This window comes from Bradyrhizobium sp. (assembly GCF_004799445.1).
Lineage (GTDB): Bacteria > Pseudomonadota > Alphaproteobacteria > Rhizobiales > Xanthobacteraceae > Bradyrhizobium.
The window spans coordinates 21,208-46,769 of the sequence record NZ_SSNA01000105.1 but is presented as its reverse complement, the minus strand read 5'-3'; the positions used below and the strand labels follow the sequence as shown (position 1 = coordinate 46,769).

At 63.5% G+C, this 25,562-nt stretch carries 20 protein-coding genes; 7 read left to right on the top strand and 13 right to left on the bottom strand.

Features of this window, described 5'->3' with window-relative positions:
- The first annotated feature begins 278 nt into the window (after positions 1-278).
- Positions 279-458, top strand: coding sequence for a hypothetical protein (locus E8A46_RS14575; protein ID WP_291561776.1), 180 nt, complete (start codon positions 279-281; stop codon positions 456-458).
- 33 nt (positions 459-491) lie between these two features.
- Here the strand turns inward: E8A46_RS14575 and E8A46_RS14570 are convergent, their stop codons facing one another.
- A complete protein-coding gene (locus E8A46_RS14570) occupies positions 492-1,457 on the bottom strand; it encodes an alpha/beta hydrolase (protein ID WP_291561774.1) in 966 nt (321 codons plus the stop codon).
- A 146-nt stretch (positions 1,458-1,603) separates the two neighbouring features.
- The gene (locus tag E8A46_RS14565; protein WP_291561773.1) at positions 1,604-2,383 is read right to left on the bottom strand and encodes an SDR family NAD(P)-dependent oxidoreductase; all 780 of its coding nucleotides are present in this window, start codon (positions 2,381-2,383) and stop codon (positions 1,604-1,606) included.
- Between the two features lie 289 nt (positions 2,384-2,672).
- Here E8A46_RS14565 and E8A46_RS14560 point away from each other — a divergent pair, with 289 nt between their 5' ends.
- On the top strand, positions 2,673-3,665 hold the full coding sequence (locus E8A46_RS14560; RefSeq protein WP_291561772.1) for a DUF2155 domain-containing protein: 993 nt from the start codon (positions 2,673-2,675) through the stop codon (positions 3,663-3,665).
- Positions 3,666-3,678: 13 nt separating this feature from the next.
- On the opposite strand, the gene aat is transcribed toward E8A46_RS14560, so the two are convergent.
- The 10 genes from aat to E8A46_RS14510 all read right to left on the bottom strand — a co-directional run bounded on the left by aat (position 3,679) and on the right by E8A46_RS14510 (position 13,520).
- Positions 3,679-4,356, bottom strand: a complete 678-nt coding sequence (gene aat, locus E8A46_RS14555; protein WP_291561771.1) for a leucyl/phenylalanyl-tRNA--protein transferase — start codon at positions 4,354-4,356, stop codon at positions 3,679-3,681.
- Between the two features lie 46 nt (positions 4,357-4,402).
- A complete protein-coding gene (locus E8A46_RS14550) occupies positions 4,403-5,494 on the bottom strand; it encodes a response regulator (RefSeq protein ID WP_291561770.1) in 1,092 nt (363 codons plus the stop codon).
- The gene (locus tag E8A46_RS14545) at positions 5,491-5,931 is read right to left on the bottom strand and encodes a response regulator (protein ID WP_291561768.1); all 441 of its coding nucleotides are present in this window, start codon (positions 5,929-5,931) and stop codon (positions 5,491-5,493) included. Before E8A46_RS14545 ends, E8A46_RS14550 begins: the two co-directional genes overlap by 4 nt.
- Positions 5,928-7,457, bottom strand: coding sequence for a CHASE3 domain-containing protein (locus E8A46_RS14540; RefSeq protein WP_291561765.1), 1,530 nt, complete (start codon positions 7,455-7,457; stop codon positions 5,928-5,930). Before E8A46_RS14540 ends, E8A46_RS14545 begins: the two co-directional genes overlap by 4 nt.
- Positions 7,458-7,581: 124 nt before the next feature.
- Positions 7,582-8,931 (bottom strand): acetyl-CoA carboxylase biotin carboxylase subunit, encoded by a 1,350-nt coding sequence (gene accC, locus E8A46_RS14535; RefSeq protein ID WP_291561764.1) that lies wholly within the window; start codon positions 8,929-8,931, stop codon positions 7,582-7,584.
- A 24-nt stretch (positions 8,932-8,955) separates the two neighbouring features.
- Positions 8,956-9,441, bottom strand: coding sequence for an acetyl-CoA carboxylase biotin carboxyl carrier protein (gene accB, locus E8A46_RS14530; protein ID WP_291561761.1), 486 nt, complete (start codon positions 9,439-9,441; stop codon positions 8,956-8,958).
- 43 nt (positions 9,442-9,484) lie between these two features.
- On the bottom strand, positions 9,485-9,952 hold the full coding sequence (gene aroQ / locus E8A46_RS14525) for a type II 3-dehydroquinate dehydratase (protein ID WP_291561760.1): 468 nt from the start codon (positions 9,950-9,952) through the stop codon (positions 9,485-9,487).
- A gap of 253 nt (positions 9,953-10,205) precedes the next feature.
- On the bottom strand, positions 10,206-11,003 hold the full coding sequence (locus tag E8A46_RS14520; protein WP_291561758.1) for a DUF1236 domain-containing protein: 798 nt from the start codon (positions 11,001-11,003) through the stop codon (positions 10,206-10,208).
- A 220-nt stretch (positions 11,004-11,223) separates the two neighbouring features.
- The gene (locus E8A46_RS14515; protein WP_291561756.1) at positions 11,224-11,991 is read right to left on the bottom strand and encodes a DsbA family protein; all 768 of its coding nucleotides are present in this window, start codon (positions 11,989-11,991) and stop codon (positions 11,224-11,226) included.
- Positions 11,992-12,017: 26 nt separating this feature from the next.
- On the bottom strand, positions 12,018-13,520 hold the full coding sequence (locus E8A46_RS14510; RefSeq protein WP_291561752.1) for a M48 family metalloprotease: 1,503 nt from the start codon (positions 13,518-13,520) through the stop codon (positions 12,018-12,020).
- A 103-nt stretch (positions 13,521-13,623) separates the two neighbouring features.
- Between E8A46_RS14510 and E8A46_RS14505 the strand changes: the two genes are divergently transcribed.
- Positions 13,624-14,811, top strand: a complete 1,188-nt coding sequence (locus tag E8A46_RS14505) for an aminotransferase class I/II-fold pyridoxal phosphate-dependent enzyme (RefSeq protein ID WP_291561750.1) — start codon at positions 13,624-13,626, stop codon at positions 14,809-14,811.
- Between the two features lie 179 nt (positions 14,812-14,990).
- Positions 14,991-16,319, top strand: a complete 1,329-nt coding sequence (locus tag E8A46_RS14500; protein ID WP_291561748.1) for a dicarboxylate/amino acid:cation symporter — start codon at positions 14,991-14,993, stop codon at positions 16,317-16,319.
- 147 nt (positions 16,320-16,466) lie between these two features.
- Here E8A46_RS14500 and E8A46_RS14495 read toward each other — a convergent pair whose 3' ends face one another.
- Complete coding sequence (locus tag E8A46_RS14495; RefSeq protein ID WP_291561747.1) at positions 16,467-19,520, bottom strand: ribonuclease E/G; 3,054 nt, start codon at positions 19,518-19,520, stop codon at positions 16,467-16,469.
- 703 nt (positions 19,521-20,223) lie between these two features.
- Here E8A46_RS14495 and E8A46_RS14490 point away from each other — a divergent pair.
- The 3 genes from E8A46_RS14490 to prfB all read left to right on the top strand — a co-directional run bounded on the left by E8A46_RS14490 (position 20,224) and on the right by prfB (position 25,519).
- Positions 20,224-21,534 (top strand): N-acetylmuramoyl-L-alanine amidase, encoded by a 1,311-nt coding sequence (locus tag E8A46_RS14490; RefSeq protein WP_291561745.1) that lies wholly within the window; start codon positions 20,224-20,226, stop codon positions 21,532-21,534.
- Between the two features lie 210 nt (positions 21,535-21,744).
- Positions 21,745-24,240, top strand: coding sequence for a penicillin-binding protein 1A (locus E8A46_RS14485; RefSeq protein WP_291561743.1), 2,496 nt, complete (start codon positions 21,745-21,747; stop codon positions 24,238-24,240).
- A gap of 147 nt (positions 24,241-24,387) precedes the next feature.
- Positions 24,388-25,519 (top strand): peptide chain release factor 2 gene (gene prfB, locus E8A46_RS14480; RefSeq protein WP_291561741.1). Its coding sequence is split into 2 segments (ribosomal slippage): positions 24,388-24,456 and positions 24,458-25,519, totalling 1,131 coding nucleotides; the frame shifts between segments, so codons are not numbered across the junction.
- The last annotated feature ends 43 nt before the right edge of the window (positions 25,520-25,562 follow it).

The following is a 25,562-nucleotide window of genomic DNA, read 5'->3' as shown; positions in this document are numbered from 1 at the left end:
GTCTCGCGGACTTGGCGTGATGTCCGGCTTGAATCTGTCATTCGATCCAAAGCCGACATCGGCGGTCACGGCCATCGCAACCGCGAACGCGGCCCCCGGCGTTTTGTCGGGCACCGGACCGACAAGCACGGGCCGGCTTATTAATCTGCGATCGTGCCGCGCTATTTCAGTCAGGTGCGCGTCGGAGCCGGAGCCGCGTCCATTCGCCTCTGACTCACAACCGAAGCTTTGGAATAGGACCACCTCGGTCAAGGCAGAGGATCCGGCGGGGGATTGGGATGCCAGAATATATGGCTTATGCCATCGGGCCCGACGGTCACCTGATCGCCGTCAAGGCGCTGGATTGTGCCGACGACGTCGAGGCAGCCGAGAAGATGGAGGGTCTTGTCGAGGGTCGCGACATCGAACTTTGGTGCGGCGATCGCTTCGTCATTCGCTTTGATCGAAATCCAGAGTAGCAAACCTCGAATATCGTTCAGCCTGAAACGGCTTCAATCAGCGCGGCCCGGCTCATGCAGCGCCCTGAGCCAGACGCCGATTTCGCGCGCCGCGACATTGGCCTGCTGCAGCAGCTTTCCCATGGTGAAGAAGCCGTGGAATTGTCCGGGAAAGGTCCGGTGCGTCACGGGGACGCCGGCTTGCTTCAGTCGTCTGGCATATTCGTCGCCTTCGTCGCGCAGGGGATCGGCGCCCGCGGTTAGCACATAGGCCGGCGGCAAGCCGATCAGCGTCCCGGCACGCGCGGGCGATGCGCGCCAGTCGTGAACGTCGGCGGCATCGTTGAGATAGTGATCGCGAAACCAACGGATGACGGAATGGGTGAGCAGGATGCTGGTCTCGGGTTCGCTGTGCGAGGGATGCGTCATCGCAAAATCGGTTGCCGGATAGATCAGCAGCTGGCCCGCGATCGCCGGGCCGTTGCCGTCGCGCGCGGCTATCGCGACCACCGCAGCGAGGTTGCCGCCGGCGCTGTCGCCGCCGACCAAAAGCCGCGCCGCGTCGATGCCGAGCTCCCTGGCATGGGCAGCGATCCACGTTGCCGCGGCAATGGCGTCATCGACGGCGGCGGGGAATTTGTGCTCGGGCGCGAGGCGGTAATCGACGGAGATGACCATGAGCCGTCCTTCGTCGGCCAATCTTCGGCACACGACGTCATGGGTTTCGAGATCGCCGATCACCCATCCGCCGCCATGAAAGAACACCAGGCCGGGCGCCAGCCCATTGGTCTGGTTCAGCGCCTTCGGCGTGTAGATCCGTGCCGGGATCAGTCCGTGCGGGGAGGGGATCGCAAGCGGCGCGACCGATTTCAGTTCGGGCGGTTCGGGATTGGTGACGAGGCGAGCCTGCAAATAATAGTCGCGCGCTTCGGCTGGCGAAAGCGTTTCGTAAGCGGGCCGGCCGGCCTCCTGAAATGCCTTGAACACAAAGGCAGCGTCGGGATCGAGGGTCACGGGCATGGTCAGAGGACTTCCTGATACTTGATCCTGATACCTGAACACGTCATTCCGGGATACGCGAAGCGCAGAACTGGAATCTCGAGATTCTCCGATGTGCAACTGCACATCGTAGTTCGACGCGACGCGTCGCCCCGGAATGACGGTTTTCAACCGGCGGTGCGTCCGCCATCGATCGTGTAGGCCGAGCCCGAGACATAGCTTGCTTCGTCGGAGGCAAGAAACGCCACGACGGACGCGACTTCCGACGCCTGTCCAAGCCGGCGCGCCGGAATCCGCTCCACGATCTTGCCATCGGGAATCGGCGCCTGGCCGGGATTGCGGCCTTCGATGATGGCGCTCAGCATGCGGCTGTCGATCAATCCGGGGCAGACGCAATTCACGCGCACGCCGGTTGCGGTGCATTCCAGCGCGGCGCTTTTGGTGAGGCCGATCACCGCATGCTTGCTGGCGCTGTAGGCCGCGATGTCGGGGGAGCCGATCAGGCCGGCGATCGAGGCGGTGTTGATGATGCTGCCCTTGTTCTGTTTGAGCATCACCGGCAGCACGTGCTTCAATCCCAGGAATACGCCGACCACGTTGACGTCGATCACCCTTCGAAATGCCTCGAGCGAACATCGCGTGATCGGCGCGATGTCGCCCTCGACGCCGGCATTGTTATGGAACACGTCGATGGTGCCGAAGGCGTCGACGGCGACGCGGACATAGTCGGCGACCTCATCCTCGCGGGTCACGTCGGCGGCGACCGCAAGCGCCCGCGCGGCAGCCGGTAAATCCGCGATCGCCGTTTGCAGGTGCTGCTGGCTGCGGTCGACTGCGACAATATGCGCCCCGCGCTCGGCCAACAGCCGCATGGTCGCCGTGCCAATGACCCCGGCGGCGCCGGTGACGACGGCGACCCGGCCGTCCAGACGAATGCGATCGGGCATGCGCGGCGTTCCCCTGGCTCGTGCGATTCCCCGGCTTTTTTGGGGTGTTGCGTGTGGCGCGCGAGCCCGTGTTGGCCCGACTATTTCATCTGCGGCGCGGGCTGGCTAGTGCGGTGGACTGGAAGCTCCCGTCAGGTTGCCGGGCGGTCTTCGGAATCGGGACATCACTGGCCGGAACAGGCGGCAAGCCGCCCTTTCCCTGCCGTATTCGGCGTGTTAACGGGAGACCCTGCGAGCGGCGGTAGCCTTTACAATGTCGCGAGCCCGATTCGCCCGATAAAGCCGCGAGATGTTTCGAACCATTGTCCTGACCGGTTTTGCGGCCCTTGTTGCCGCCACAGCGATCTCGCTTGCGCCGCCGGCGCGCGCGCAGATCGGCAACATTTTTTCCGATCAGCCGCGGCCACCCGGCGCCGTTCCCCGCGGCAATCAGCAGCAGCAGCAGCAGCAGCAGCAGATGCCTGAGGACGAAGAGGAAGTGCCGGAACTTCCGCAGGGCCGCTTGCTGCCGACCCCCAATCGTCCGCTGCCCGGGCAGGGCGTACCTCCGCCGGGAAGCGTGCAGTCGCAACCGCTCGCCCCGCCGCCGGGCACCACCGTGATTCCGCAGAATACGCCGCCGGGCGTCGCCGTGGCGCCGCCGCAGCCCAATCAGGGCGTCGCGGTCGCGCCGCCCGGCGCCAATCCGCAACCGCCGGGACAGCGTCAGCAGAAGGGCGTGCCGCAGACTCCTGCGACGTTGCAGCCCGGCGACGAGGTGGTCTCCGAGCCGCCGGCGCAGAAGATCGTCAACAAGAAGGCGAGCTTTTCGGGGCTCGACAAGATCACTGGCCGCATCATCAATTTCGACGAGGATATCGGCGAGACCGTCCAGTTCGGCGCGCTGCGCGTCAAGACCGATGCCTGCTATACGCGCCCGGCCACCGAAGCCGCTAACACCGACGCCTTCGTCGAGGTCGACGAGATCACGTTGCAGGGCGAGGTGAAGCGGATTTTTTCGGGCTGGATGTTCGCGGCAAGCCCCGGCCTGCACGGCGTCGAGCACCCGATCTACGACATCTGGCTGACCGACTGCAAAGGCCCTGACGCCACCGTCGTCAGCGCTCAGCCCGACCTGCCAAAACCCGCGCCGCCGCCGGCGCAGAAACGTCCGCCGCCGCCAAAGCAGGCCCAGCAGCGTCCGCCGCCGCCGCCACAGCCGCAATTCCAGCAGCAGCCTCCGCCTCCGCCACCACCGCCGCCCCAGCAACCCGGCGGCCTGTTCGGGATTTTCAGGCAGTAGAGCGGGGCGTCGCCTAGCTTCGGCCCGCGATGATCTCTAACGCCCGCGCGCCGCAGATCGGCCGATCAATCGGTAACATCGCGAAATCCGCTTCTCCCTTGATCGCCTTGTCGAGCAGGGCGGTATAGCGCCGCCGCGGGATCTCGACCGCGCCAAAGCTGCGCAAGTGCTCGGTCACATATTGCGTGTCGAGCAGTTCGAATCCACCGGCGATCAGGCGGGCCACCAGATGAACCAGCGCCACTTTCGAGGCGTCGCGGGCGCGGTGAAACATGCTCTCGCCGAAGAAGGCTCTGCCGAGGCTGACGCCATAGAGCCCGCCGACGAGGTCGTCGTTCTGCCAGACCTCGACGCTGTGAGCGTGTCCGAGGTCGTGCAGTCCGACGTAGAGATCGCGGATGCGCGTGTTGATCCAGGTATCGTCGCGGCCCGGCTGCGGCGCAGCGCAGCCGGCGATGACAGCCTTGAATGCCGTATTGACCGTGACCGTGAAGCCATCGGCGCGAACCGTGCGCGCCAGGCGCGAAGCGATGCGAAAGCCGGCAAGCGGAATCACGCCGCGCATTTCCGGCTCGACCCAGAACAGGGTCGGATCGTCGGCGCTCTCGGCCATCGGGAAGATCCCGCAGGCATAGGCGCGCAGCAGCACTTCGGGCGTGATGTCGGAAGAGGCGGAGTCGCGCGATGTCATGGCCGGGAGGATAGCAGGATGAAGGCTAAAAACGAACCGTGGTCGGCTAGCTCGCCTCCACGCAGCCGGGCTTCGCCGCGGGCTTGTCGACACGGCAAAACCGCAGCACGATCCGGGTGCCGGCATGGGCGGAATCGCGCTCGACGCTGGCGTCGAGCTTTGACGCCATGGCGCTGACGATGCGCTGCCCCATGCCGGTGGAACGCGGGTCGGTCCTGACGTTGAGGCCGACGCCATCGTCGGCAATCGACAGCACGAGGTTGTCGTCCTGCGCGTTGAGGACGACATGAATCGGACCCGCGCCGTCGGGGTAGGCGTATTTCACCGCGTTCATCACCAGTTCGTTGACGATGATGCCGATCGCCACCGCGCGATCGGGATCGATCTCGATCGGCTCCGCCGCCAACGTCAGGCGCGACATCCTGTTGCCCTCGGCCGACCTTCTGAGATCCTCAAGCAAGGCGTCGAGATACTGGTTCAAGAGCACGCTCTTCAGGTCGTGCGAGGTGTAAAGCCGGCGGTGAACCTGGGCCACCGCGGCGACCCGTCCCATCGCATTGGTCAGCGCGGCCTTGACGTCGTCCTGCGTGCTCGAATTGGCTTGCAGGTGCAGCAGTGAGGCGATGATCTGCAGACTGTTGCCGACGCGGTGATTGACCTCGCGCAACAGCATTTCGCGCTCGGCGGCAAGCGCGGCGAAGCGGTCGCGCGAGGCGTGCACTTCGGCCTCGGCGTCGTCACGGGCCTTTTGAATGCGTGCCTGCCGCAGCGCGCCGTCGACCGCGACCTGAAGCAGGGGAATGAAATCGCCGTGCACATCCTTCATCAGATAATCGGCGGCGCCGGCCTTCAGGGCAGTCACGGCGATACTCGAATCCTGCGCAGCGGTGACGAACACCACCGGAGGCGCGTTCGGGACTGCCATAATCCGCTCGAGGGTTTCCAGCCCGTCCAGGCCAGGCATGTACTGGTCGAGCGCGACGACGTCGATACCGCCCTGCGCGAGGCGATCCAGACCCTGCGTGCCGCTCGCGGCATGAACGACCTTGAAGCCGAGCCGCGTCAGGCCGCGATCGACAAGCCGGGCCAGCCCGGCGTCGTCGTCGATATAAAGCAGTGTGGGTGTCGCGGGGTTCATGTGGCGGCGGGCGGGACCTGAATGACCGAAAAGAACAATCCGAGCTGGCGAATGGCGTTGGCGAAGCTTTCGTAATTCACCGGCTTGGTGATGTAGACATTGCAGCCCAGCTCATAGCAGCGCTTGATTTCGAGGGAGTCGTCCGTGGTGGTCAGCACCACCACCGGCGCGCATTTCAAATATTTGTCTTCCTTGACCCGCCGCAAGATCTCGATGCCGGTCATGTCCGGCAGGTTCAGATCGAGCAGGATCAGCAGCGCTCTGCCCTTGTGATCGAGGCCGGAACCGTCGCTGCCGAACAGATAGTTTACCGCTTCTGTACCGTTGGTGAACGGCATGATCTCGTTGTTGACGCCGGAGCGACGAATGTTTCGCTCGATCAGGCGGGCGTGTCCCTCGTCATCTTCGATCATGATGATGGTGACTGGCTTGCTCATGCATCCCTGTTCCGATTAGCGGCCGTCCAATGGATCGGCAGCGTGATGGTGAATGTGCTGCCATGATCAAGTTCCGAAGATACCGACATGGTTCCTCCGAGCCGCCGCACGAGGGCGCGCACATGGGCAAGTCCAATTCCCTGTCCCGGCTTGTCCTGCGTACCAGCACGTCGAAATAGGTCAAAAATGCGCTGATGGTCCTTTGGATCGATGCCTCGGCCGTTGTCGGCGATCTCGAAAATCGCAAAGCCCAATTTTGTCCGGCCCCGGACGGAGACCTCGCCGGGAACCCCCGGCCTGAGATATTTGAGCGCGTTATCGATCAGGTTCGAGAAAATCTGCTCCAAAGCGAGGCGATCGCTGGTGATTTCCGGCAGCGGCGCGATGCGAATCTCGGCATGGGCCTCGGCCGCCTGGTGCGCGACGGTCGTGACGATGGCTTCGATCAGCTCGCGGGTGTCGATCCGCACCGGTTCGAATTCGCGCCGTCCCTCGCGGGTGAGGTTGAGGATGGCCGTTATCAGGCGGTCCATCTTGGCGATCGATGATTTGATGAATTCCAGCGCCTCGGAAAAGTCCTGCAGCAGCTGCTTGTCCTCACCCTCGAGGACCGGCTCGGCCGTCCCGTCAGCGACCGGCGCCGGCGGCACCGAGGCGGCGGTGGCGCGAAGAGCCCCGATCCGTTTGAAGATGTCGGTGCGCAGCTCCTCGAGTTCGCTGGTGAAACCCATGATATTGACCAGCGGCGAACGCAGATCGTGGCTGACGATGTAGGCAAAGCGCTGGATCTCGCTGTTGGCCTCGCGAAGGTCGGCGGTGCGCTCGTCGACCGTGGCCTCAAGATTGAGGTTGTTGTCGCGCAGTTGCGTTTCGGCGTGGTCACGCGCGCGTGCCGAGCGTCGCACCAGAAAAATCGAGATGCCGGCCAGCACGACAACCAATCCCGAACCCGTGGCCGTCAGCGAAGCAGCCAGGGTTTGGCTGCGGTCGGCGCTCCGGGTGCGAAGGACAAAAAGGCGATCTTCTTCGCTCCGCATCTGGCCGGCGAGATCGTCGATGTGGCTCATGGCGTCGCGGCCGGTGCCCTCGCGTACGATCCGGGCGGCGTCGTTGACGTGCTCGGTCTGGGCCAGTGCAATGGTCTCGCGGAATTCCTCGATCCGCTGCTTAATGAGCGGAAGCAACTCAACGAGAATGTTCCTTTGCACGGAGTTGTCGATGGTAGACTGGTTCAGCCGTGTGAGGGCCGGTGTGAGTTGAGTGGCGGCTTCCTCGAAATCGGCCTGAAAGGCCGGCAGCAATGTCGAGAGATAACCGCGCTGCGCGCTTTCGGCCCGGCGCAGCTGCAATTGAACCAACGATATCTGGCTCTCGACCTCCAGCGTATGAACAACCCAGCGCGCATCGTCCCGCGCCTCGTTTACCAGAATGACCGAGCCCGCACTGATCACGGTCAGCACCACAAGGCCCGCGACCAGCAGCAGGATATGCCCAACCGCGCGACGGCGCGTGGCATCAGAGGTCATGACAATCTCGCGTCATGTGGCAGCGGGATGCAAAGGTTTTCCCCCCGGAGCAAAAAGTTCCCAGCCGACCAAAACGCCTGTCGCGGCAATTGGTTCCAGACATTTTAGGGGACAAGGTGGCCGCTCAATTAGCGGGCTGGCCGGCCAGATATTGTTCGAGCCAGTGGATGTGGTAGTCGCCGTCGATAATGGCGGGCTCCCGCACCAGGGCCCGAAACAGCGGCAAGGTCGTTTCAATGCCTTCCACCACCATTTCGTCCAGCGCACGGCGCAGCCGCATCAGGCATTCGCCGCGGGTCTTGCCGTGGACGATCAGCTTGCCGACCAGCGAATCGTAATAAGGCGGGATCACGTAGCCCTGATAGACGGCGGAATCGATCCGAACGCCGAGGCCGCCCGGCGGGTGATATTGCAGGATCTTGCCCGGCGAGGGCCGGAAGGTCACGGGGTTCTCGGCATTGACCCGGCACTCGATGGCGTGGCCGTTGATGATGACTTCATCCTGCGTCACCGGCAGATCGCCGCCGGCGGCGATGCGGATCTGCTCCAGCACGAGGTCGATGCCGGTGATCATCTCGGTGACGGGATGTTCAACCTGGATGCGGGTATTCATCTCGATGAAATAGAATTCGCCTTCTTCATAGAGGAATTCCACCGTGCCGACGCCGAGATATTTCATCTGCTGCATCGCCTTCGCGACCGTCGCGCCAATCCTGGCGCGCGCGGTGGCATCGAGCGCAGGCGAGGGGCCTTCCTCCCAGACCTTTTGATGACGCCGCTGCAGCGAACAATCCCGTTCGCCGAGATGGATCGCGCCGCCGCGGCCGTCGCCGAGGACCTGGATTTCGATGTGGCGCGGCTTCTGCAGGTATTTTTCGAGATAGACCGAGGCGTCGCCGAAGGCCGATTTGGCTTCGTTGGCCGCGGTCGACAGCGCCAGCATCAGGTCGTCGGCGGTGTGCGCGACTTTCATGCCGCGCCCGCCGCCGCCAGAGGCCGCCTTCACCAGAACCGGGAAGCCGATCGCTTTGGCAATCGCCATCGCGTCGTCGTTGGGACCGACGGCGCCCTCGGAACCGGGCACCACGGGAATGCCGAGCTTCTTCGCGGTCTTCTTGGCCTCGATCTTGTCGCCCATCAGACGGATGTGTTCGGCCTTGGGCCCGATGAAATGCAGATTGTGATCGGCGAGGATTTCGGCGAAACGGGCGTTTTCCGACAGAAAGCCGTAGCCGGGATGCACCGCGTCGGCGCCGGTGATCTCGCAAGCCGCAAGCAGCGCCGGCACGTTGAGGTAGCTGTCCTTCGACGGCGGCGGGCCGATGCAGACGCTCTCGTCGGCAAGCCGCACATGCATGGCGTCGGCGTCGGCGGTGGAATGCACCGCAACCGTGGCGATGCCGAGTTCCTTGCACGCGCGCAGGATACGCAGTGCGATTTCGCCGCGATTGGCTATCAGGATCTTGTCGAACATCGCGGCGCCTGACGTTGACGAGTTCTATTCAATAATGACCAGCGGTTCGCCGAATTCGACCGGCTGGCCGTCCTCGACGAGAATCTGCGTCACGGTGCCCGCGCGCGTCGACGGAATCTGGTTCATCGTTTTCATGGCTTCGATGATCAGCAGCGTTTGTCCGATCGTGACCTTGGTGCCGACTTCGATGAAGGGCTTGGCGCCGGGCTCGGAAGCCCAATAGGCCGTGCCCACCATCGGCGAGGGCACCACGCCAGGGTGCTTGGCGAAATCGGCGACAGCGGCAGGCGTCACCGCCGCAGCCGCCGGCGCGGCAGCGGCGGGTTGATAGCTCGGCGGCAGCGATGCCGCGATCGAGACGTTGCGCGCGACCCGTACCCGCAAGCCGGCGCGCTCGATCTCGATCTCGGTGAGATAGGTCTCGTCAAGCAGCAAGGCGAGTTCGCGGATCAGCGCGCTGTCGTCGCTCTTGGATTGTGCGGCTGTCTTGTCGTCAGGCTGGCGCGCCATGATCTTGATCCGGAGCTTTCTTTGGTGGTGACGGGCGGATATGTCAGGCTTTTGCCTTGGCGCCAATCCTGGCGGCAAGGCCGTTGATCGCAAGCCGGTAACCGTCGATGCCGAAGCCGCATAGCGTTGCGAAAGCAGCCTTGGCGGTGAAGGAATGATGACGGAAACTCTCGCGGGCGTGAATATTGCTGATATGGACTTCGACGGTGGGAATTTTCACCGCCACCAGCGCATCATGCAGGGCGATCGAGGTGTGCGAATAGCCGCCGGCATTGATGATAATCCCGGCCGCCTTCCTGGCATGGGCCTCGTGGATGAAATCGATCAGTTCACCCTCGCGGTTCGATTGCCTGCAGTCGGCCTTCAGGCCGAATTGCGCCGACGTCTCCGCGCATAGTTTCTCGACGTCGGCGAGTTTGGCATGGCCGTAAGTCTCGGGCTCGCGAATCCCCAATAAATTGAGGTTGGGGCCGTTGAGCACGTAAATTGTCTCGGCAGTGGTCTTGGCCATCCAGATCCCGGCAATGTGGCGGTAGGTGGCCGGGGTTATAGGTAACTTGGGGGCAGAGGGGAAGCCTTTAGGCCGCGCGGGATCGCCCCCAAATCCCTCATCCACTTGATAAAAACCTGTGCGGAACCTACGGAAACCACAAGTTAACCAATGTTGGAGGATGGCGCGCGCCGCTCCGACCTGAGCGGGCCGAACGCGGGCCGCGACAAGAAAAGGGCGGGCCGAAGGCCCGCCCCGGATCCAGCGAAATTGGTCAGGCCTGAATCACGTCCACGATCTCGAGCGTCCGCGGGTCCACCACCAGGATCTGGTCGCGGACGCGGATGAACTCATAGCCGCGCCACTCCGGATAGATGACGACGACTTCCTCGGGAAGCGGGTACAGGTGTACGCGTTCGCGCGGAACGCGGGTACCGATCGAGATGTTGAAGTCGACGTTGTTGAGCGATTCGACGCGCTGGTTGCGGATCACCGAGGTGATCTTGGTGCGTTGCTCGCTCGAGAGCTTGGCGCCGGCGCCGGCCTGTCCGGTGGTGGTGGTGGTGGCCTTGCTGTCCGCAGTACCCTTGGTCTGCGCGTTCATGTTGCCGTTGCGGCCTTCGGCTTTCACGTCGCCGTTCTGGCCCTCGCGGCCCTCGGCCTTCATGTCCTTGCCCGCTGCGCCCTTGTCATTCTGCGAGCTCATGCTCTTGGACTTGTCGCCCGTGGTGTTGTTTTCCTTCATATTGTTGTCCTGGGCCGATTTCTCGTCCCTGGGACCGGACTTCATGTCCTGCTGAGCGCGCTGGTTCTTGCCGCCCTGGGGCTGCATCTTTTCCTCGGACTGGGTCGACTTCTTCATGCCCGAAGGCCCGGTCGATTCCGTCGCGTCTCGATTTGCCGGCGCAGCCGAGCTTCCGCGCTCGGTTGACGGCGCCGCGCCCTGGCTCTGCTGGGCGGCGGAACCGGCGGACGGCCCTTCGCGGCCCATTCCGGTTCCCTGTGCGTTGGCGAACCCGGTTCCCGCGATCAATGCCGCCGTGGCCGCAGTGATCATCAAACGATTCATCATCGAATATCTCCTCACGTGTTTCTATGCCCGCGTCGACAACGAAAGCGGATGTGCGATGTTCCCCGACGGTTCGCGGTTTCTTCAATTTTCTTTTATGAATGCGCGATGAGATGAATCGCGTTGCCGCAAAGATTTCGCCAACAAAAAAGGCCGGCGAGATGCGCCGGCCTCGATTCGAAATGCAATGCTCGGCGGTTGGAAACGCCGGGCTTCCCGCGGGTTAGCACGTCGCCTTGCCGCAGCGGGCGAGGCCGATTTTCTCCTTGAGATTGTCAAGGCCGACCGCGCCGATCACCACCTGCTTTCCGATCACGTAGCTCGGCGTGCCGTTCATGCCCATCGATTCCGCGAGCTTGAAGTTTTCCTCGATCGTGGCGCGCACTTCCGGGCTCGCCAGATCCTTCTCTATCCTGGCGGTATCGAGGCCGGCTTCCTTGGCGGCCGCGATCGCGCGCGCCTTGTCGGCCGGACCACGGCCGCCGAGCAGCCGCTGGTGAAAATCGAGATATTTCTTGCCGCTCGGGTCCTGCATGCGCACAGCGACCGCGACCTTCGCGGCTTCGACCGACCCCTCGCTCAACACCGGGAATTCCTTCAGCACGACTTTCAGCTTGGGGTCGGCTTTCATGAGATCGAGCATGTCGGTCATGGCGCGTTTGCAGTAACCGCAATTGTAGTCGAAGAATTCCACGAAGGTGACGTCGCCGTCCTTGTTGCCGAGCACGACGCCGCGCGGCGAATTGAAAATCGCGTCCGCGTTCTGAGCGACACTGGCTTCATGCTTCTCGGCTTCCGCGGCGGCCTGGCGCTTGTTCAATTCGGCCATGGCCTCTTCCAGCACTTCGGGATGGGCAACAAGATAGCTCCTGATGATGGTCTCGATCTCCCCGCGCTGACCGTCGGAGAAACTCTGTGCCGACGCGGCCGGCGGCGTGGCGCAGAATGCGAGCGCGAACAATGCGGGAAGGAGCAGGCGGAACGTAGGCATCGGGAAATCCTTTGTGAGTGCGTTTCCTAGGGCGAGTTTCTGGCAGGACCGGTTCTGAAAAACGCCTTTGGTTCATCCGTGTTGGCTTCCGGATCGTTCGGGGTGGTAACGCCAAATTTCGAGCCATTCTTTTGGCCGGGCAGCGGTTTTGCGGTCACGATATCGTCGGCCTTGACCCATCCGGGTGTACCGACGGCGAAGCGCGTCTTGGCGCGCGAGGCGAGATCGCGCGCGGTCTTGTTGTCGCCGCGTAGAAACGCCGCCTGCGCCGATGCCAGGTCGGCCTCGGCCAAATCTCCCTTTCGGCCATAGGCCATGGCGAGCTGCATATAACCGATCGGCGCCTCGGTCTCCCGCGCCACCGCGGCACGCAGTATCGCGATCGCTTCGTCGGTATAGGCCTTATTATCGGACGCCACGAGCGCTTGCCCCAGTAACATCTCGATGAGCGGGGCGTTATTCGAGAGCTGAACCGCCTTGCGCAAGGGCGCAATCGCCTCGGCGGGCTTGCCACCCTCCATCAGCGCCTGCCCACGCAATTCATAGAAATAGGGGTTGTTGGGCTGCACCTGGATCAGCCCGTCGATCTGGGCGAGCGCGTTGTGCAAATCGCCGTGCAGATAGGTCGAGATCGCGTGCGCGTAGCGCGCCGGCAGGCTGTTGTCGGACAGTGGATAGCGCCGATAGACGGTGTCCTGTCGCTCCATGAAGGCCGAGATCTTGGCGCGCATCATGTCGTGGCGCAGCTGCAGGCCCGGTTCGTCCTTCTTGTCCCAATACGGGCTTGTGCGGGCGAGTTCCTCGAGCGCGGCGACGCGGTCGGCAGGCATCGGGTGCGACTGGTAATAGGGGTCCGCCCCGTGGGCGGAGAACAGGCTGTCGTTGGTGAACCGCTTGAAGGTCTCGTACATGCCCTTGGCGGATTGGCCGGTCGCGGTCAAAAACTTGACCCCGGCGCGGTCGGCGCTTTCCTCCTGCTGGCGTTGATAGGATAGCAGCGAGCGCATGATCATGCTCTGCGGCCCGGCGAGCGCGGCGGCGCCGGCGTTGCTCAGGCCGCCACCGCCGTAGGTGTTGCTTTTTGCGCCGGCCGCGATGGCGCCGACGCCCAGCAGCATGGCGATGATCATCTGGGTCTGCGCCTGTGCCAGTTGCTCGCGCAACCGGGCGAGATGACCGCCGGCCAGATGGCCCGTTTCGTGCGCCAGCACCCCGATGATCTGGTTCGGGGTTTCCGACTGCAGCAACGCGCCATGGTTCACGAAAATGCGGCGGCCGTCCGCGACGAAGGCGTTAAATACCGCCTGATTGATGATCGTCACCTGGATGTTCTGCTTCTCCAGGCCGGCGACCCGCAGGATCGGCCGTGTATAGTCGCGCAGGAGTTGCTCGCTCTCGGTGTCGCGGAGGATCGCGAGGCCCTTCTCCTCCTGCGCGAGCGCTGGAATCGGCGCAAGGATGAGCGCGACCGCGGTGGCGACGGCGGTGAGCTTCCTTGTTTTCCTGAGTAGCGCTAGGCGGAGCAGCATCGGGCAGTCTTTAAATGATTGGCGGCGGGTCTGATACCGGATATGCCCTACCAAACCGCCGAATAAGGCTAGTCTGGGGCACCCGGCAAAATAGCAGAGATCGATGCTTGATGCGACACTAAGCGAGCGGGCGAAAGGCCTGTTGACGGCATCCGGGCGAAGCGACGTCCCGCCATTCATGGTGATGGATGTGATGGCGGCGGCGGCGCGCATCGAGGCGGCCGGCGGTCACGTTATTCACATGGAAGTGGGGCAACCGGCGGCCCCGGCGCCAAAAACGGCGATTTTGGCCGCGCACGCCGCGCTGGAAGGGGCGCGGATCGACTACACCTCGGCGCTGGGCATTCCCTCGCTGCGTGAACGCATCTCCCGGCATTACCGTGAAAGTTACGGTTTTGCGGTGGAGGCCGAGCGAATCGTGGTCACCACGGGCTCGTCTGGTGCGTTCATCCTGGGCTTTCTGGCCATGTTCGAGCCCGGCGACCGGGTTGCGGTCACGGTGCCCGGCTATCCGCCTTACCGGCATATTCTCACGGCACTGGGCTGCGAACCGGTGCTGATCGAGACATCGGACGAAACCCGGCATGCGCTGACCGGAGAAGCGCTGCTGGCCGCCCATCGCCGGACGCCGCTGAAGGGCGTGCTGGTCGGGAGCCCCGCCAATCCCACCGGCACGATGATGTCTCGCGAGGCGCTTACGAACCTGATCATGGCGGCGGAAAGCGCCGGGATCCGGTTCATTTCGGACGAAATCTATCATGGGCTCGACTACGCGTTTTCGGCGGTAACGGCGGCTGAGCTTTCTCCACATGCGCTCGTCATCAATTCGTTCTCGAAATATTTCTGCATGACCGGCTGGCGGGTCGGCTGGATGGTGGCGCCGGAACCGCTGGTTCGCCCGATCGAGCGGCTCCAGCAAAATCTCGCGATCTCGGTGCCGACGCTGTCGCAGATCGCCGCCGAGGCCGCATTCGAAGGCCGCCAGGAGATGGAAGAGGTGAAACGCGGCTATCTGGAGAACCGCCGAATTTTGATCGAGGGTTTGCCGCGGGCCGGCCTCAACAAGTTTCTGCCCGCCGACGGCGCGTTTTATCTCTATGCCGACGTCTCGGATTTTACCGGCGACAGTTTCAAATTCGCCGGCGAGATGCTGGAACACGCGCGGGTCGCCGCAACCCCCGGCGTCGACTTCGATCCGGTTCACGGCCGCCGCTTCATCCGGTTCTCCTACGCCCGTTCGGCCGATGAGATGCGCGAGGCCGTTGCGCGCATCACGCGATGGCTTGGGTGAAACGGGTTATCGCGAGCTCGAATCGCAGCGCTTGATCTTGACCTCGGAAAATGGATCGGTGCCATTGACTCTGCGGACCCAATTGCCTTTGGCTGGTCCGGCAGCATGGCGGTCCGCGCAACAAGCGACGCACGGATCGCCAAACGCAAAGAGCCAGGCTCGTTGGGGGAGTGAAATTGATGGCGTCAACGATCGCAATAGCGGCGCCGGCCCGCGCCGCGAAACCGTGGTACAAGGTCCTCTATATTCAGGTGCTGATTGCGATCATGCTTGGCGCCTTGGTCGGCTGGCTTTGGCCGGGTGTTGCGACCAACGACTGGATCAAGGCGCTCGGCGATGGCTTCATCAAGCTGATCAAGATGGTGATCGCGCCGATCATCTTCTGCACGGTGGTATCGGGCATTGCGCATATCCAGGATGCCCGGAAGGTCGGGCGCATCGGCGTCAAGGCGCTGCTCTATTTCGAGATCGTTTCGACCTTCGCGCTGGTGATCGGGCTCGCCGTCGGAAATCTGGTTCGCCCAGGCGCCGGCTTTGGCGGCGCCATGGCCGATGCCCAGAAAGTACAAACTTTCGCCGACCAGGCCAAAGCCCAGAAGAGCGTCGATTTCTTCCTGCACATCATTCCCGACACGGTGGTCGGCGCCTTCGCAAATGGCGAGATCTTGCAGGTCCTGCTGTTCTCGATCCTGTTCGGGTTTTCGGTGATGGGCCTTGGCGAGCGCGGTCACACCTTGCGCTCCTTCATCGACGACGCGGCGCACGGGGTTTTCGGCGTCATCGCCATTGTCATGAGGGCCGCGCCGATCGGGGCGTTTGGCGCGATGGCCTACACCATCGGCAAGTTCGGCACCGGCGCCATTCTCAATCTCATCGGCCTGATCGCGACGTTCTATCTCACGGCAGCGTTGTTCGTGCTGGTGATCCTCGGCATCGTCGCGCGAATTGTCGGGTTCTCGATCTTCAAATTCCTGGCCTATATCAAGGACGAATTGCTGATCGTGCTCGGCACGTCGTCGTCGGAAAGCGCGCTTCCCTCCCTGATGGAAAAACTCGAACGGCTCGGCTGTTCCAAGTCGGTGGTGGGACTCGTGGTGCCGACCGGATATTCGTTCAACCTCGACGGCACCAACATCTACATGACGCTGGCAACCCTGTTCATCGCGCAGGCGCTCAATTTCGACCTCAGCCTCGGACAGCAAATCACCATCCTGCTGGTCGCGATGCTGACCTCGAAGGGGGCGTCCGGCATTACCGGCGCGGGCTTCATCACGCTGGCGGCGACACTGGCCGTGGTCGATCCGCGCCTGGTCCCGGGCATGGCGATCGTTCTCGGCATCGACAAGTTCATGAGCGAATGCCGCGCGCTGACGAACCTATGCGGCAACGGCGTTGCCTGCGTGGTGGTGTCGTGGTGGGAGGGCGAACTCGATCGCGACAAGCTGCACGCCAATCTCAACAAGCAGATCGATCCAACCGACGTGGAGACCGCGATCACCACGGGGTAGGGCGTTTTCCAGCGGCGTGGCTCTGAACAGGCTTTTTGTTTTGACGCGTTTTCTTTACGCGAACCGGGGCCCACTTCGCTGGAAAACGCTCTAACAAAAACCGCCCGGTTTTGCCGGGCGGTTTTTCGTTTCACAAAATCAGATCGCTTATTCGCCGTTGCCGAAGCGCCGCGACCACCATCCCGCGCGACGAGGCTGGGAATCTGTTGCCTCCGAACCGGACTCGGCCGGGGCGGGCGGCGCAGATGGCTCGGGCGGGCTGTGGTTGACCGGCGCGACCGCGTCAGGCTGGGCATTGACCAGGAAGCTCACTTTCTCGCGCACCGTCGAGCGGCGCCGCGCGGCGGCTCTTTCGGCCTCCTGAGCGGTCTCGGCTTCGATGGCTGGCCGCGCGGGTTCCTCCCGCGCGGGTTCCTGATGATTCCGATCCGCGGGTTGCTGTTCGGGCCGTGGCGCAATGGATTCGGGTTGGAGCACCGACAGCGATGGCTCAGCGGAATACCCGTCGAAATCGGCAACAGCGCTCGTCACTTCCGGCGGCGATGTCGGCCCGAGCTCGTCCACGATCGATCCGGCCAGGCCGTCCTCAGGTCCGCCGCGCCGACGGCGTCCGCCACGACGCCCGCGACGGCGGGGCCGTCGCTCGCCAGCTGCCGCCTGATCGGCGCGAACCGGGCCGGGCTGCTCCTCGGATTCGTCCTCGTCGGAATCATTCTCGTCCGTGGCCGCAACCTCGGCCGGGCCGGGCGCCGTGTGGGCCATGTCGTTCTCGTCACGCGCGGGGCCTCCCTCGCGCGGCTCGGCGCCGCGACCACGCCGCCGCCGCCGCCGCTTGCGCCGCGGGCCGTCGGCTCCGGCTTCGGTGCCGGCCTCTTCGCCGCCGGCGCTATCCTCGGCGAGCCCTTCGGTCTCTTCGGTTTCCACTTCCGATTCGACTTCGATGTCGAACGGCTCGTCCTCGTCGAACGGTTCCTCCACCTGCACGGGGAACGCTGCCACTTGCGCCGCCAGCAGCGCCTTGGCGGCCTCTAGCGTGTGCACCTGTTCGCCGCGATCGATGACAAACGACTGCTGGCCGCTCACCGTCGGGTCGGCGATCACCGCAAGGGTTACCTTGAAGCTGTTTTCGAGATCGCGCAGATGGCCGCGCTTGTGATTAAGAACGTAAAGCGCGACATCGGTCCGGGTCCGCACCACGAGATTGTGGGTCGCGCCCTTCATCAATATTTCCTCGAGCCCGCGCAGCAGCTGCAACGCCACCGAGGAAACCGAACGGACATGGCCGCTGCCGCCGCATTGCGGGCAGGGCTCGGTCGAGCTCTCCAGCACGCTGGCGCGGATGCGCTGGCGCGACATCTCCAGCAGTCCGAAATGCGAGATGCGTCCGACCTGGATTCGGGCGCGGTCCTGCCGGAGGCAATCGCTAAGCTTGCGCTCCACCGCACGGTTGTTGCGCTTCTCGTCCATGTCGATGAAGTCGATGACGATCAGGCCGGCGAGGTCGCGCAGCCGAAGCTGCCGCGCGACTTCCTCGGAGGCTTCGAGATTGGTCTTGAGCGCGGTATCCTCGATGTGATGTTCGCGGGTCGAGCGGCCCGAGTTGACGTCGATCGAGACCAGCGCCTCGGTCTGGTTGATCACGATGTAGCCGCCGGAGCGCAACTGCACGGTCGGCGAGAACATCGCATCGAGCTGGCTTTCGACGCCCATGCGCGAGAACAGCGGCTGGCCGTCGCGGTATTGTTTCACCGCGCGCACGTTCGAGGGCATCAGCATCTTCATGAAATCGCGGGCTTCCTGATAGCCGGCTTCACCGGCGACCTGAATCTCGTCGATTTCCTTGTTGTAGAGGTCGCGCAGCGATCGCTTGATCAGCGAGCCCTCCTCGTAGACCAGCGTCGGCGCCTGCGACTTCAGGGTCATGTCGCGCACGGTTTCCCACATGCGGATCAGATACTCGAAGTCGCGCTTGATCTCGGGCTTGGTGCGGGAAGCCCCCGCGGTGCGCAGAATGATACCCATGCCCTCGGGTACGTCGAGATCCTGCACAACGTCCTTCAGCCGTGAGCGATCCTGCGCGCTCGTGATCTTGCGGCTGATGCCGCCGCCGCGGGCGGTATTGGGCATCAGTACCGCGTAGCGCCCGGCGAGCGACAGATAGGTGGTCAGCGCAGCGCCCTTGTTGCCGCGTTCTTCCTTGACGACCTGCACCAGCATCACCTGGCGGCGCTTGATGACTTCCTGAATCTTGTACTGGCGGCGCGGGCGGAAGGCGCGCTCCGGTACCTCTTCCAGCACGTCGTCGCCGCCGACGGATTCCACGACTTCTTCCTCGGCCTCGTCGCCGTCGTCTTCATCGTCGTGGTTTTCGTCGCCATCCCGGGCGGTGACGTGTTCGGATGCGGCGGGCTCGCCGGCGGCGCGCTCCCCGTTACGGTCTTCGGCCTGCGCCGCGTCGTCCGCATGGGCGGCGTTTTCGCGCGCATGTTCCTCGTGGCTGGCCTCGTCATGGTGCTCTTCGTGAGCTCCCATGTGGCCGGAGACGTCCGGCGCATCCGCTGACATCTCGACAGCGGCCGTACCGGGCTCGGTCACCGCTGCCGGCGTCTCGTCCGCATCAAAATGGCCGTGCTCGTCATGCGCATGTTCATGATCGTGCGAATGCTCATGATGCTCGGCATCATCATGATGTCCGGCGTCGGTGTGGTGAAGTTCGGCGTCATGCGGGTGGGTGTGATCGTCGTCGGCGTGCCCGTGGTTGTCATGGGGCTGGGAAGCCTGTGACGGATCGGCGCTTGCGTGCTCGACGACCTCGCTCTGGACGCGCTCGCCATTGCCGCGGCGGCGCGAATTGCGGTGACGCGGACGGCGCCGGTTCGAGCGGTTTTCGGTTTCTTCCTCGGCCTCGCGATGGGCGCGTTCGTCGGCTTCGATCAGTGCCTGGCGATCGGCGACCGGAATTTGGTAATAGTCCGGATGAATTTCGCTGAAGGCCAGAAAACCGTGACGGTTGCCGCCGTACTCGATGAAGGCCGCCTGTAGGGACGGCTCTACGCGCGTGACCTTGGCGAGATAGATGTTACCGCGAAGTTGCTTGCGTTGAGCGGTCTCGAAATCAAACTCTTCGACGCGATTGCCGCGGACCACAACGACCCGGGTCTCTTCCGGGTGGGTGGCATCGATAAGCATTTTGTTGGGCATTTTGGAACTCTTGACGGCGGCGGGCGCGTATCACGGTGCGCGCGTATCGCGCGGCCGGGTGACGCGACGGTCCACCTGATTCGGGGGTGAGGGGAAGGCCAAAACGCAACCCGGGGCGCCGCACCGAACGGGATCCCATGGATGCAAAACGACGCGCAGAGCTTTCGCTCCGCGTCGGCGCGGTTCTCCCATGGATCTTGGTCGGCAACACAGTCTGGCGCATCAAGCGTCGGCCCGTCTGAACAGGTTGGCGGCAAAAGGCGCCGCCTTGTCTTTCGCTGAAAGCACCGGCGCGGCGCCAAGGCGCCCGCCGGGGCCATCTTATCGGAGCCCTGCGGCCCGATAATCGATTATGCCGTATCTAAAGCCGTCCCTGGAACAAGATGGTAACCTGGGACCGGACGCCGCTCGGGCTCGAAACCGCCGCTCCTAGTCAACCGCGCGCTGCGCTGGCTGTGGAGGGATCGGAAGGACGCTGGAATCTCCAACATTTCGGAGGTTCCGGCGCTGCACCGGGAGGCTGAACGCGACACAACCGGGAGTTTTAGCCGTCAGCCCTCTTTACATACGTGGATTGGCCGCCGGGTGCAAGTGAAGCGTCGCCGCTCGGCAACACTCGGTCTTATTCGCCGCAAGAGCCTTAAGCCGCGATTAACCCTGTGGTTCTATTGCGGTAAGAGGGCTGCTCGGAGGCATAGATTCGTTGGCGAGCCGCGCAAATCATAGGGTTTTGCTGAGCTGTGGGCTGTTGTGCGCCGCAGCATTGCTGTGTTCCCAGGGCGCCGTCGGTGGTGTGAGCGACGGCCAGCCCTCGAAACCGATGGGCGCGTCGCGTTTTCCGGTCGCCTCGGATGCCCGCCTGGCCGGTGACGGCAAGCAGACCCGCTTCATACTTGACCTCGACCAGACCATCTCGTTTCGCGCCTTTCCGCTTGCCGATCCCTATCGCGTGGTCGTCGATCTCCCCCAGCTCAGCTTCCAGCTTCCGGCCGACGTCGGTAGCGCGGGGCGCGGGCTGATCAAGGCATTCCGCTACGGCCTGGTGATGCCGGGCGGCTCGCGGATCGTATTTGATCTCACCGGCCCGGCCAGGATCGCCAACGCCTATGTGCTTGAGGCGGCCAACGGCCAACCGCCTCGGCTGGTCCTTGAGCTTGAAGAAGTGGATCGCACGACCTTCGTGCAGTCGCTGTCGGCCGACGGCCGGCCCGAGCTGAGGCCGGCCATCGCCGACGCCAGGGACGCCACCGTTGCGCTGCCGGCAAAGGTGGAGGAGGCGGCGCCGCCAAAGCCGGCGGCGGCGCCCGATCTGCGCCCCGTGGTCGTCATCGATCCCGGCCATGGCGGCCCCGACAATGGCACGCAATCGGGCAGCGAAAACGAAAAGAGCCTGGTGTTGGGATTTGGGCTGGCATTGCGCGATCGCATCGAGAAAAGCGGCAAATACCGCGTGGTCATGACCCGCACCGACGACACCTTCATTCCGCTTTCGGACCGTGTCAGGATCGCGCGCAATCAATCGGCCGCGCTGTTTGTCTCGATCCATGCCGACGCCTTGCCGCGTCACGAGGGTGACGCCCAGGGCGCCACGATTTACACGCTATCCGACCGCGCCTCCGACGTGGAGGCGGAAAGGCTGGCCGAGGCAGAGAACAAGGCGGATGCGATCGGCGGCGTCAATCTGACCGAGGAGCCGACCGACGTTGCCGATATTCTGATTGATCTGGCGCAGCGTGAAACCCGCACCTTCTCCAACCGGTTTGCGCGCCTGCTGATGGGGGATATGAAGACGACGACAAGGATGCATAAGCATCCCCTCAAGTCCGCCGGCTTCAGAGTGCTGAAGGCTCCCGACGTGCCGTCGGTGCTGATCGAGCTCGGCTACGTCTCGAACAAGGATGACCTCGAACACCTGGTGTCGGAGAACTGGCGTTCCCGTACCGTTGGATCCGTGGCGCACGCCATCGACACGTTCTTCGCCAAACGTCTGGCAACGGCCGGGGCGGGGAACTGAAAACGCCACCAGCATGCTGGAAGCCCTAGTTTGGCCACAGCGGCGGCACTATAAAAAAACGACCGCGAGGTCTCCGGAATCGATCAAATTTGCCTCGCGGCCAACGTATGATGCGCCTGGTGCGGGACGGCAGGTTGTTCCGTACTGGACTTCGCTACATGAGGAGAGCGCCGCCGGTTGCGGCGCAAGGGCTGAAACGGACATTCGATAATGCGCTTGCTGGTGCGGTTCTTGGGATTCCTGTTCGCCGCCGGAACCGTCGTGTTCCTGGTGGGCGTGGCCGCCATGGCAGGGCTGATCTGGCATTTCTCCAAGGACTTGCCGGACTATTCGCAGCTTCAGGATTACGAGCCGCCGGTCATGACGCGGGTTCATGCGGCCGATGGCGCGCTGCTCGGCGAATATTCCAAGGAACGCCGGCTGTATCTGCCGATCCAGGCCGTTCCGAAGCTGGTGATCAATGCGTTCCTGGCGGCCGAGGACAAGAATTTCTACGAGCATGGCGGCATCGATTTCTCCGGCATGGCGCGTGCCGCCGTTCTCTACGCGCAAAACTTCGGTTCCAACCGGCGTCCGCAGGGTGCTTCCACGATCACCCAGCAGGTGGCGAAGAACTTCCTTCTGACCAACGAAGTTTCGTTCACCCGCAAGATCAAGGAAGCCTTGCTGGCGATGCGGATCGAGCGCGCCTATTCGAAGGACAAGATTCTCGAACTTTATCTCAATGAAATCTATCTCGGCCTCGGCGCCTACGGCGTCGCCGCAGCGTCGCTGGTCTATTTCGACAAGTCGGTGAATGAACTCACCGTCGCGGAGGCCGCCTACCTCGCCGCGCTGCCGAAGGCGCCGGCGGCGCTGCATCCGGTGCGCAACCGCGACCGGGCGATCGAGCGACGCAACTACGTGGTCGACCGTCTTGTGGAGAATGGCTGGATCAAGCAGGCCGATGCGGACAAGGCCCGCAAGGATCCGCTGACCGTGACCAGCCGGACCAATGGCGCTCATATTTTCGCCGGCGAGTATTTTGCCGAGGAGGTCCGCCGCGATATTTTCGAGCGATACGGCGAGAAAAAGCTTTACGAAGGCGGCCTGTCGGTCAGAGCCACGCTGGATCCGAAGATCCAGGTGATGGCGCGCAAGACCATGGCCGCCGGCATCGTCAATTACGACGAGGCGCAGGGCTGGCGCGGCGCGACCAGCAAGCTCGATATTTCGGGCGACTGGGGCATGAAACTGGTCGACATCAAATCGTTGTCGGACATCTCGCCCTGGCGAATGGCGGTGGTGCTGGAGACCAGCGATCAATCGGCGCGAATCGGTTTTCAGCCCGGCCGCGAGCTCGGCGGCGCCGTAGCCAAGGAACGGCAAACCGGAATCATCACGCTCGACGGCGTCCGCTGGGCCAAGCCCACGACCGGATCCGCGAAGGGCAGGACGCCGACTTCGGTGTCGCAGGTGCTGTCGCCGGGGGACGTCATCTACGCGGATCCGTTGTTCAAGGACGGCAATCCGGTCGAAGGCCAGTATCGGCTGCGCCAATTGCCGGAAGTGTCGGGTGCGATGGTCGTCATGGATCCCTGGACCGGTCGCGTGCTGGCCATGGTCGGCGGCTTCTCGTTCGACCAGAGTCAGTTCAACCGCGCGACCCAGGCCTATCGACAGCCGGGCTCGTCGTTCAAGCCGATCGTCTATTCGTCGGCGCTCGACAATGGCTATACGCCCTCGACCGTCGTGGTGGACGCGCCGATTGAAATCGACCAGGGGCAGGGCGGCGGCGTCTGGCGCCCGGAGAATTTCTCGAACGGCAAGTATCAGGGGCCGACCACGCTGAGGAACGCGCTGCGCCTGTCGTTGAACACGGTGACGGTGCGCTTGGCGCAGGACATTGGCATGCCCTTGATCGGAGAATATGCTAGGCGGTTCGGCGTCTATGACGAGTTGCCCAACTATCTCTCCTATGCGCTCGGCGCCGGCGAAACCACGGTCATGCGGATGGTCACGGCCTATTCGATGTTCGCCAATGGCGGCCGGCGGGTGAAGCCGACGCTGATTGATCGCATCCAGGACCGCTACGGCCACACCATCTTCAAGCACGATGCCAGAGAATGTCGCGGCTGCGACGTGCCCGGCGGCTGGAAGAACCAGCCCGAGCCGCAGCTTGTCGACCGCCGCGAGCAGGTGCTGGATACGATGACGGCCTATCAGATCACCTCGATGATGGAAGGCGTGGTACAGGGCGGCACCGCCATCGCGGTGAAGGAAGTCGGCAAGCCGATCGCCGGCAAGACCGGCACCACCAATGAAGCGAAGGACGCCTGGTTTATCGGTTTCTCGCCCGACATCGTGGTTGGCATTTATCTCGGCTTCGACAAGCCGCGGCCGCTCGGCAGGGGCAATGCCGCGACCGGCGGCCATCTGGCCGCGCCGATCGCGCGCGATTTCCTCAAGCTCGCGCTCGCCGACAAGCCCGCCATCCCGTTCAAGGTGCCGGCGGGAATCAAGCTGATCCGCGTCGATGCCAAGAGCGGCATGCGCGCCGGTCCGAACGACGGCGGCAGGACTATTCTCGAGGCCTTCAAGCCGGGCACCGCGCCGCCGGATAATTACTCCGTCATCGGTGTTGCCGATGCCGATGGCCGCCAGCTGACGGTGTCGCCGGACGCCGACCGCAGCATCATGCGCTCCGGCACCGGCGGACTTTACTAGCCCGCTTTTTGAGCGAAGCGGCCGCCGGTTCGCGGTTCATCAAGAAAGCAGCCAAACCGAACCAGCCCGATTGCGCTTTGCGGCGTCCGCCGCTACATCCCTCGCAGCATTTGTCACAGCGGCCCAGCGCCGCAGATCAGAGAGCCCATGCGCGCCGAAGTCGAACGCCTCGTTGAAGAGATCAAGCAGTCAGTCGGGCTGCTGAGGAGGCATCTTTGACGTCGATGCATCCACCGCGCGCCTGGCGGAGCTGAACAAGCTCGCCGAAGATCCCAATCTCTGGAACGATCCGCAGAAGGCGCAGAAGCTGATGCAGGAGCGAACCTCGCTGGAGGATTCGCTTTCCGGCATCGGCAAGGTCGAGCGCGAGCTCGAGGACAATGTCGGCATGATCGAACTCGGCGAGGCCGAGAACGATGAAGGTGTGGTCGCCGAAGCCGAGGCCGCGCTGAAGGCGCTGAAGAAGGAAGTTGCGCGCCGCGAACTGGAAGCGTTGCTGGGAGGCGAGGCCGACCGCTTCGATTCCTACCTCGAGGTTCACGCCGGTGCCGGCGGTACCGAGAGCCAGGACTGGGCCGCGATGCTGCTGCGGATGTACACGCGCTGGGCCGAGAAGCACGGCTTCAAGATCGAATATCTGGAAGAGACGCAAGGCGAAGAGGCCGGCATCAAGTCCGCTACCATCCAGATCAGCGGTCATAACGCCTATGGCTGGCTGAAAACCGAAGCGGGCGTGCACCGGCTGGTGAGAATCTCGCCGTTCGATTCCAATGCGCGCCGGCACACCTCGTTTTCCAGCGTCGCGATCTTCCCGGTGGTCGACGACAGCATCAAGATCGACATCAAGGAATCCGATGTCCGCACCGACACCATGCGCTCGGGCGGGGCGGGCGGTCAGCATGTCAACAAGACCGAATCCGCAGTAAGGCTGACCCACATTCCGACCGGTGTTGCGGTGGTCTGTCAGGCCGGCCGGTCACAACACAAGAACAAGGCGCAGGCCTGGGACATGCTGCGCGCACGGCTTTATGAGATCGAGCTGAAAAAGCGCGAGCAGCAGGCCGCCGCCGACCAGGCCGCCAAGACCGATATCGGCTGGGGCCATCAGATCCGCTCCTACGTGTTGCAGCCCTATCAGATGGTGAAGGATCTCCGTACCGGCGTGCAGACGTCGGATACTTCCGGCGTGCTCGACGGGGACCTCGACGAATTCATGGCGGCGACGCTGGCACAGCGCGCCTTCGGTGAATCGCCGGGCGCGGTCGAGGACGTGGATTAAGGCATCACCCGCTTTGGCTTTATCGGCCTGGGCGATTCGGTCG

Coding starts and splice junctions, on each gene's coding strand:
- E8A46_RS14575 (WP_291561776.1), top strand. CDS start 279: ATGCCAGAATATATGGCTTATGCCATCGGGCCCGACGGTCACCTGATC.
- E8A46_RS14570 (WP_291561774.1), bottom strand. CDS start 1,457: ATGCCCGTGACCCTCGATCCCGACGCTGCCTTTGTGTTCAAGGCATTT.
- E8A46_RS14565 (WP_291561773.1), bottom strand. CDS start 2,383: ATGCCCGATCGCATTCGTCTGGACGGCCGGGTCGCCGTCGTCACCGGC.
- E8A46_RS14560 (WP_291561772.1), top strand. CDS start 2,673: ATGTTTCGAACCATTGTCCTGACCGGTTTTGCGGCCCTTGTTGCCGCC.
- aat (WP_291561771.1), bottom strand. CDS start 4,356: ATGACATCGCGCGACTCCGCCTCTTCCGACATCACGCCCGAAGTGCTG.
- E8A46_RS14550 (WP_291561770.1), bottom strand. CDS start 5,494: ATGAACCCCGCGACACCCACACTGCTTTATATCGACGACGACGCCGGG.
- E8A46_RS14545 (WP_291561768.1), bottom strand. CDS start 5,931: ATGAGCAAGCCAGTCACCATCATCATGATCGAAGATGACGAGGGACAC.
- E8A46_RS14540 (WP_291561765.1), bottom strand. CDS start 7,457: ATGACCTCTGATGCCACGCGCCGTCGCGCGGTTGGGCATATCCTGCTG.
- accC (WP_291561764.1), bottom strand. CDS start 8,931: ATGTTCGACAAGATCCTGATAGCCAATCGCGGCGAAATCGCACTGCGT.
- accB (WP_291561761.1), bottom strand. CDS start 9,441: ATGGCGCGCCAGCCTGACGACAAGACAGCCGCACAATCCAAGAGCGAC.
- aroQ (WP_291561760.1), bottom strand. CDS start 9,952: ATGGCCAAGACCACTGCCGAGACAATTTACGTGCTCAACGGCCCCAAC.
- E8A46_RS14520 (WP_291561758.1), bottom strand. CDS start 11,003: ATGATGAATCGTTTGATGATCACTGCGGCCACGGCGGCATTGATCGCG.
- E8A46_RS14515 (WP_291561756.1), bottom strand. CDS start 11,991: ATGCCTACGTTCCGCCTGCTCCTTCCCGCATTGTTCGCGCTCGCATTC.
- E8A46_RS14510 (WP_291561752.1), bottom strand. CDS start 13,520: ATGCTGCTCCGCCTAGCGCTACTCAGGAAAACAAGGAAGCTCACCGCC.
- E8A46_RS14505 (WP_291561750.1), top strand. CDS start 13,624: ATGCTTGATGCGACACTAAGCGAGCGGGCGAAAGGCCTGTTGACGGCA.
- E8A46_RS14500 (WP_291561748.1), top strand. CDS start 14,991: ATGGCGTCAACGATCGCAATAGCGGCGCCGGCCCGCGCCGCGAAACCG.
- E8A46_RS14495 (WP_291561747.1), bottom strand. CDS start 19,520: ATGCCCAACAAAATGCTTATCGATGCCACCCACCCGGAAGAGACCCGG.
- E8A46_RS14485 (WP_291561743.1), top strand. CDS start 21,745: ATGCGCTTGCTGGTGCGGTTCTTGGGATTCCTGTTCGCCGCCGGAACC.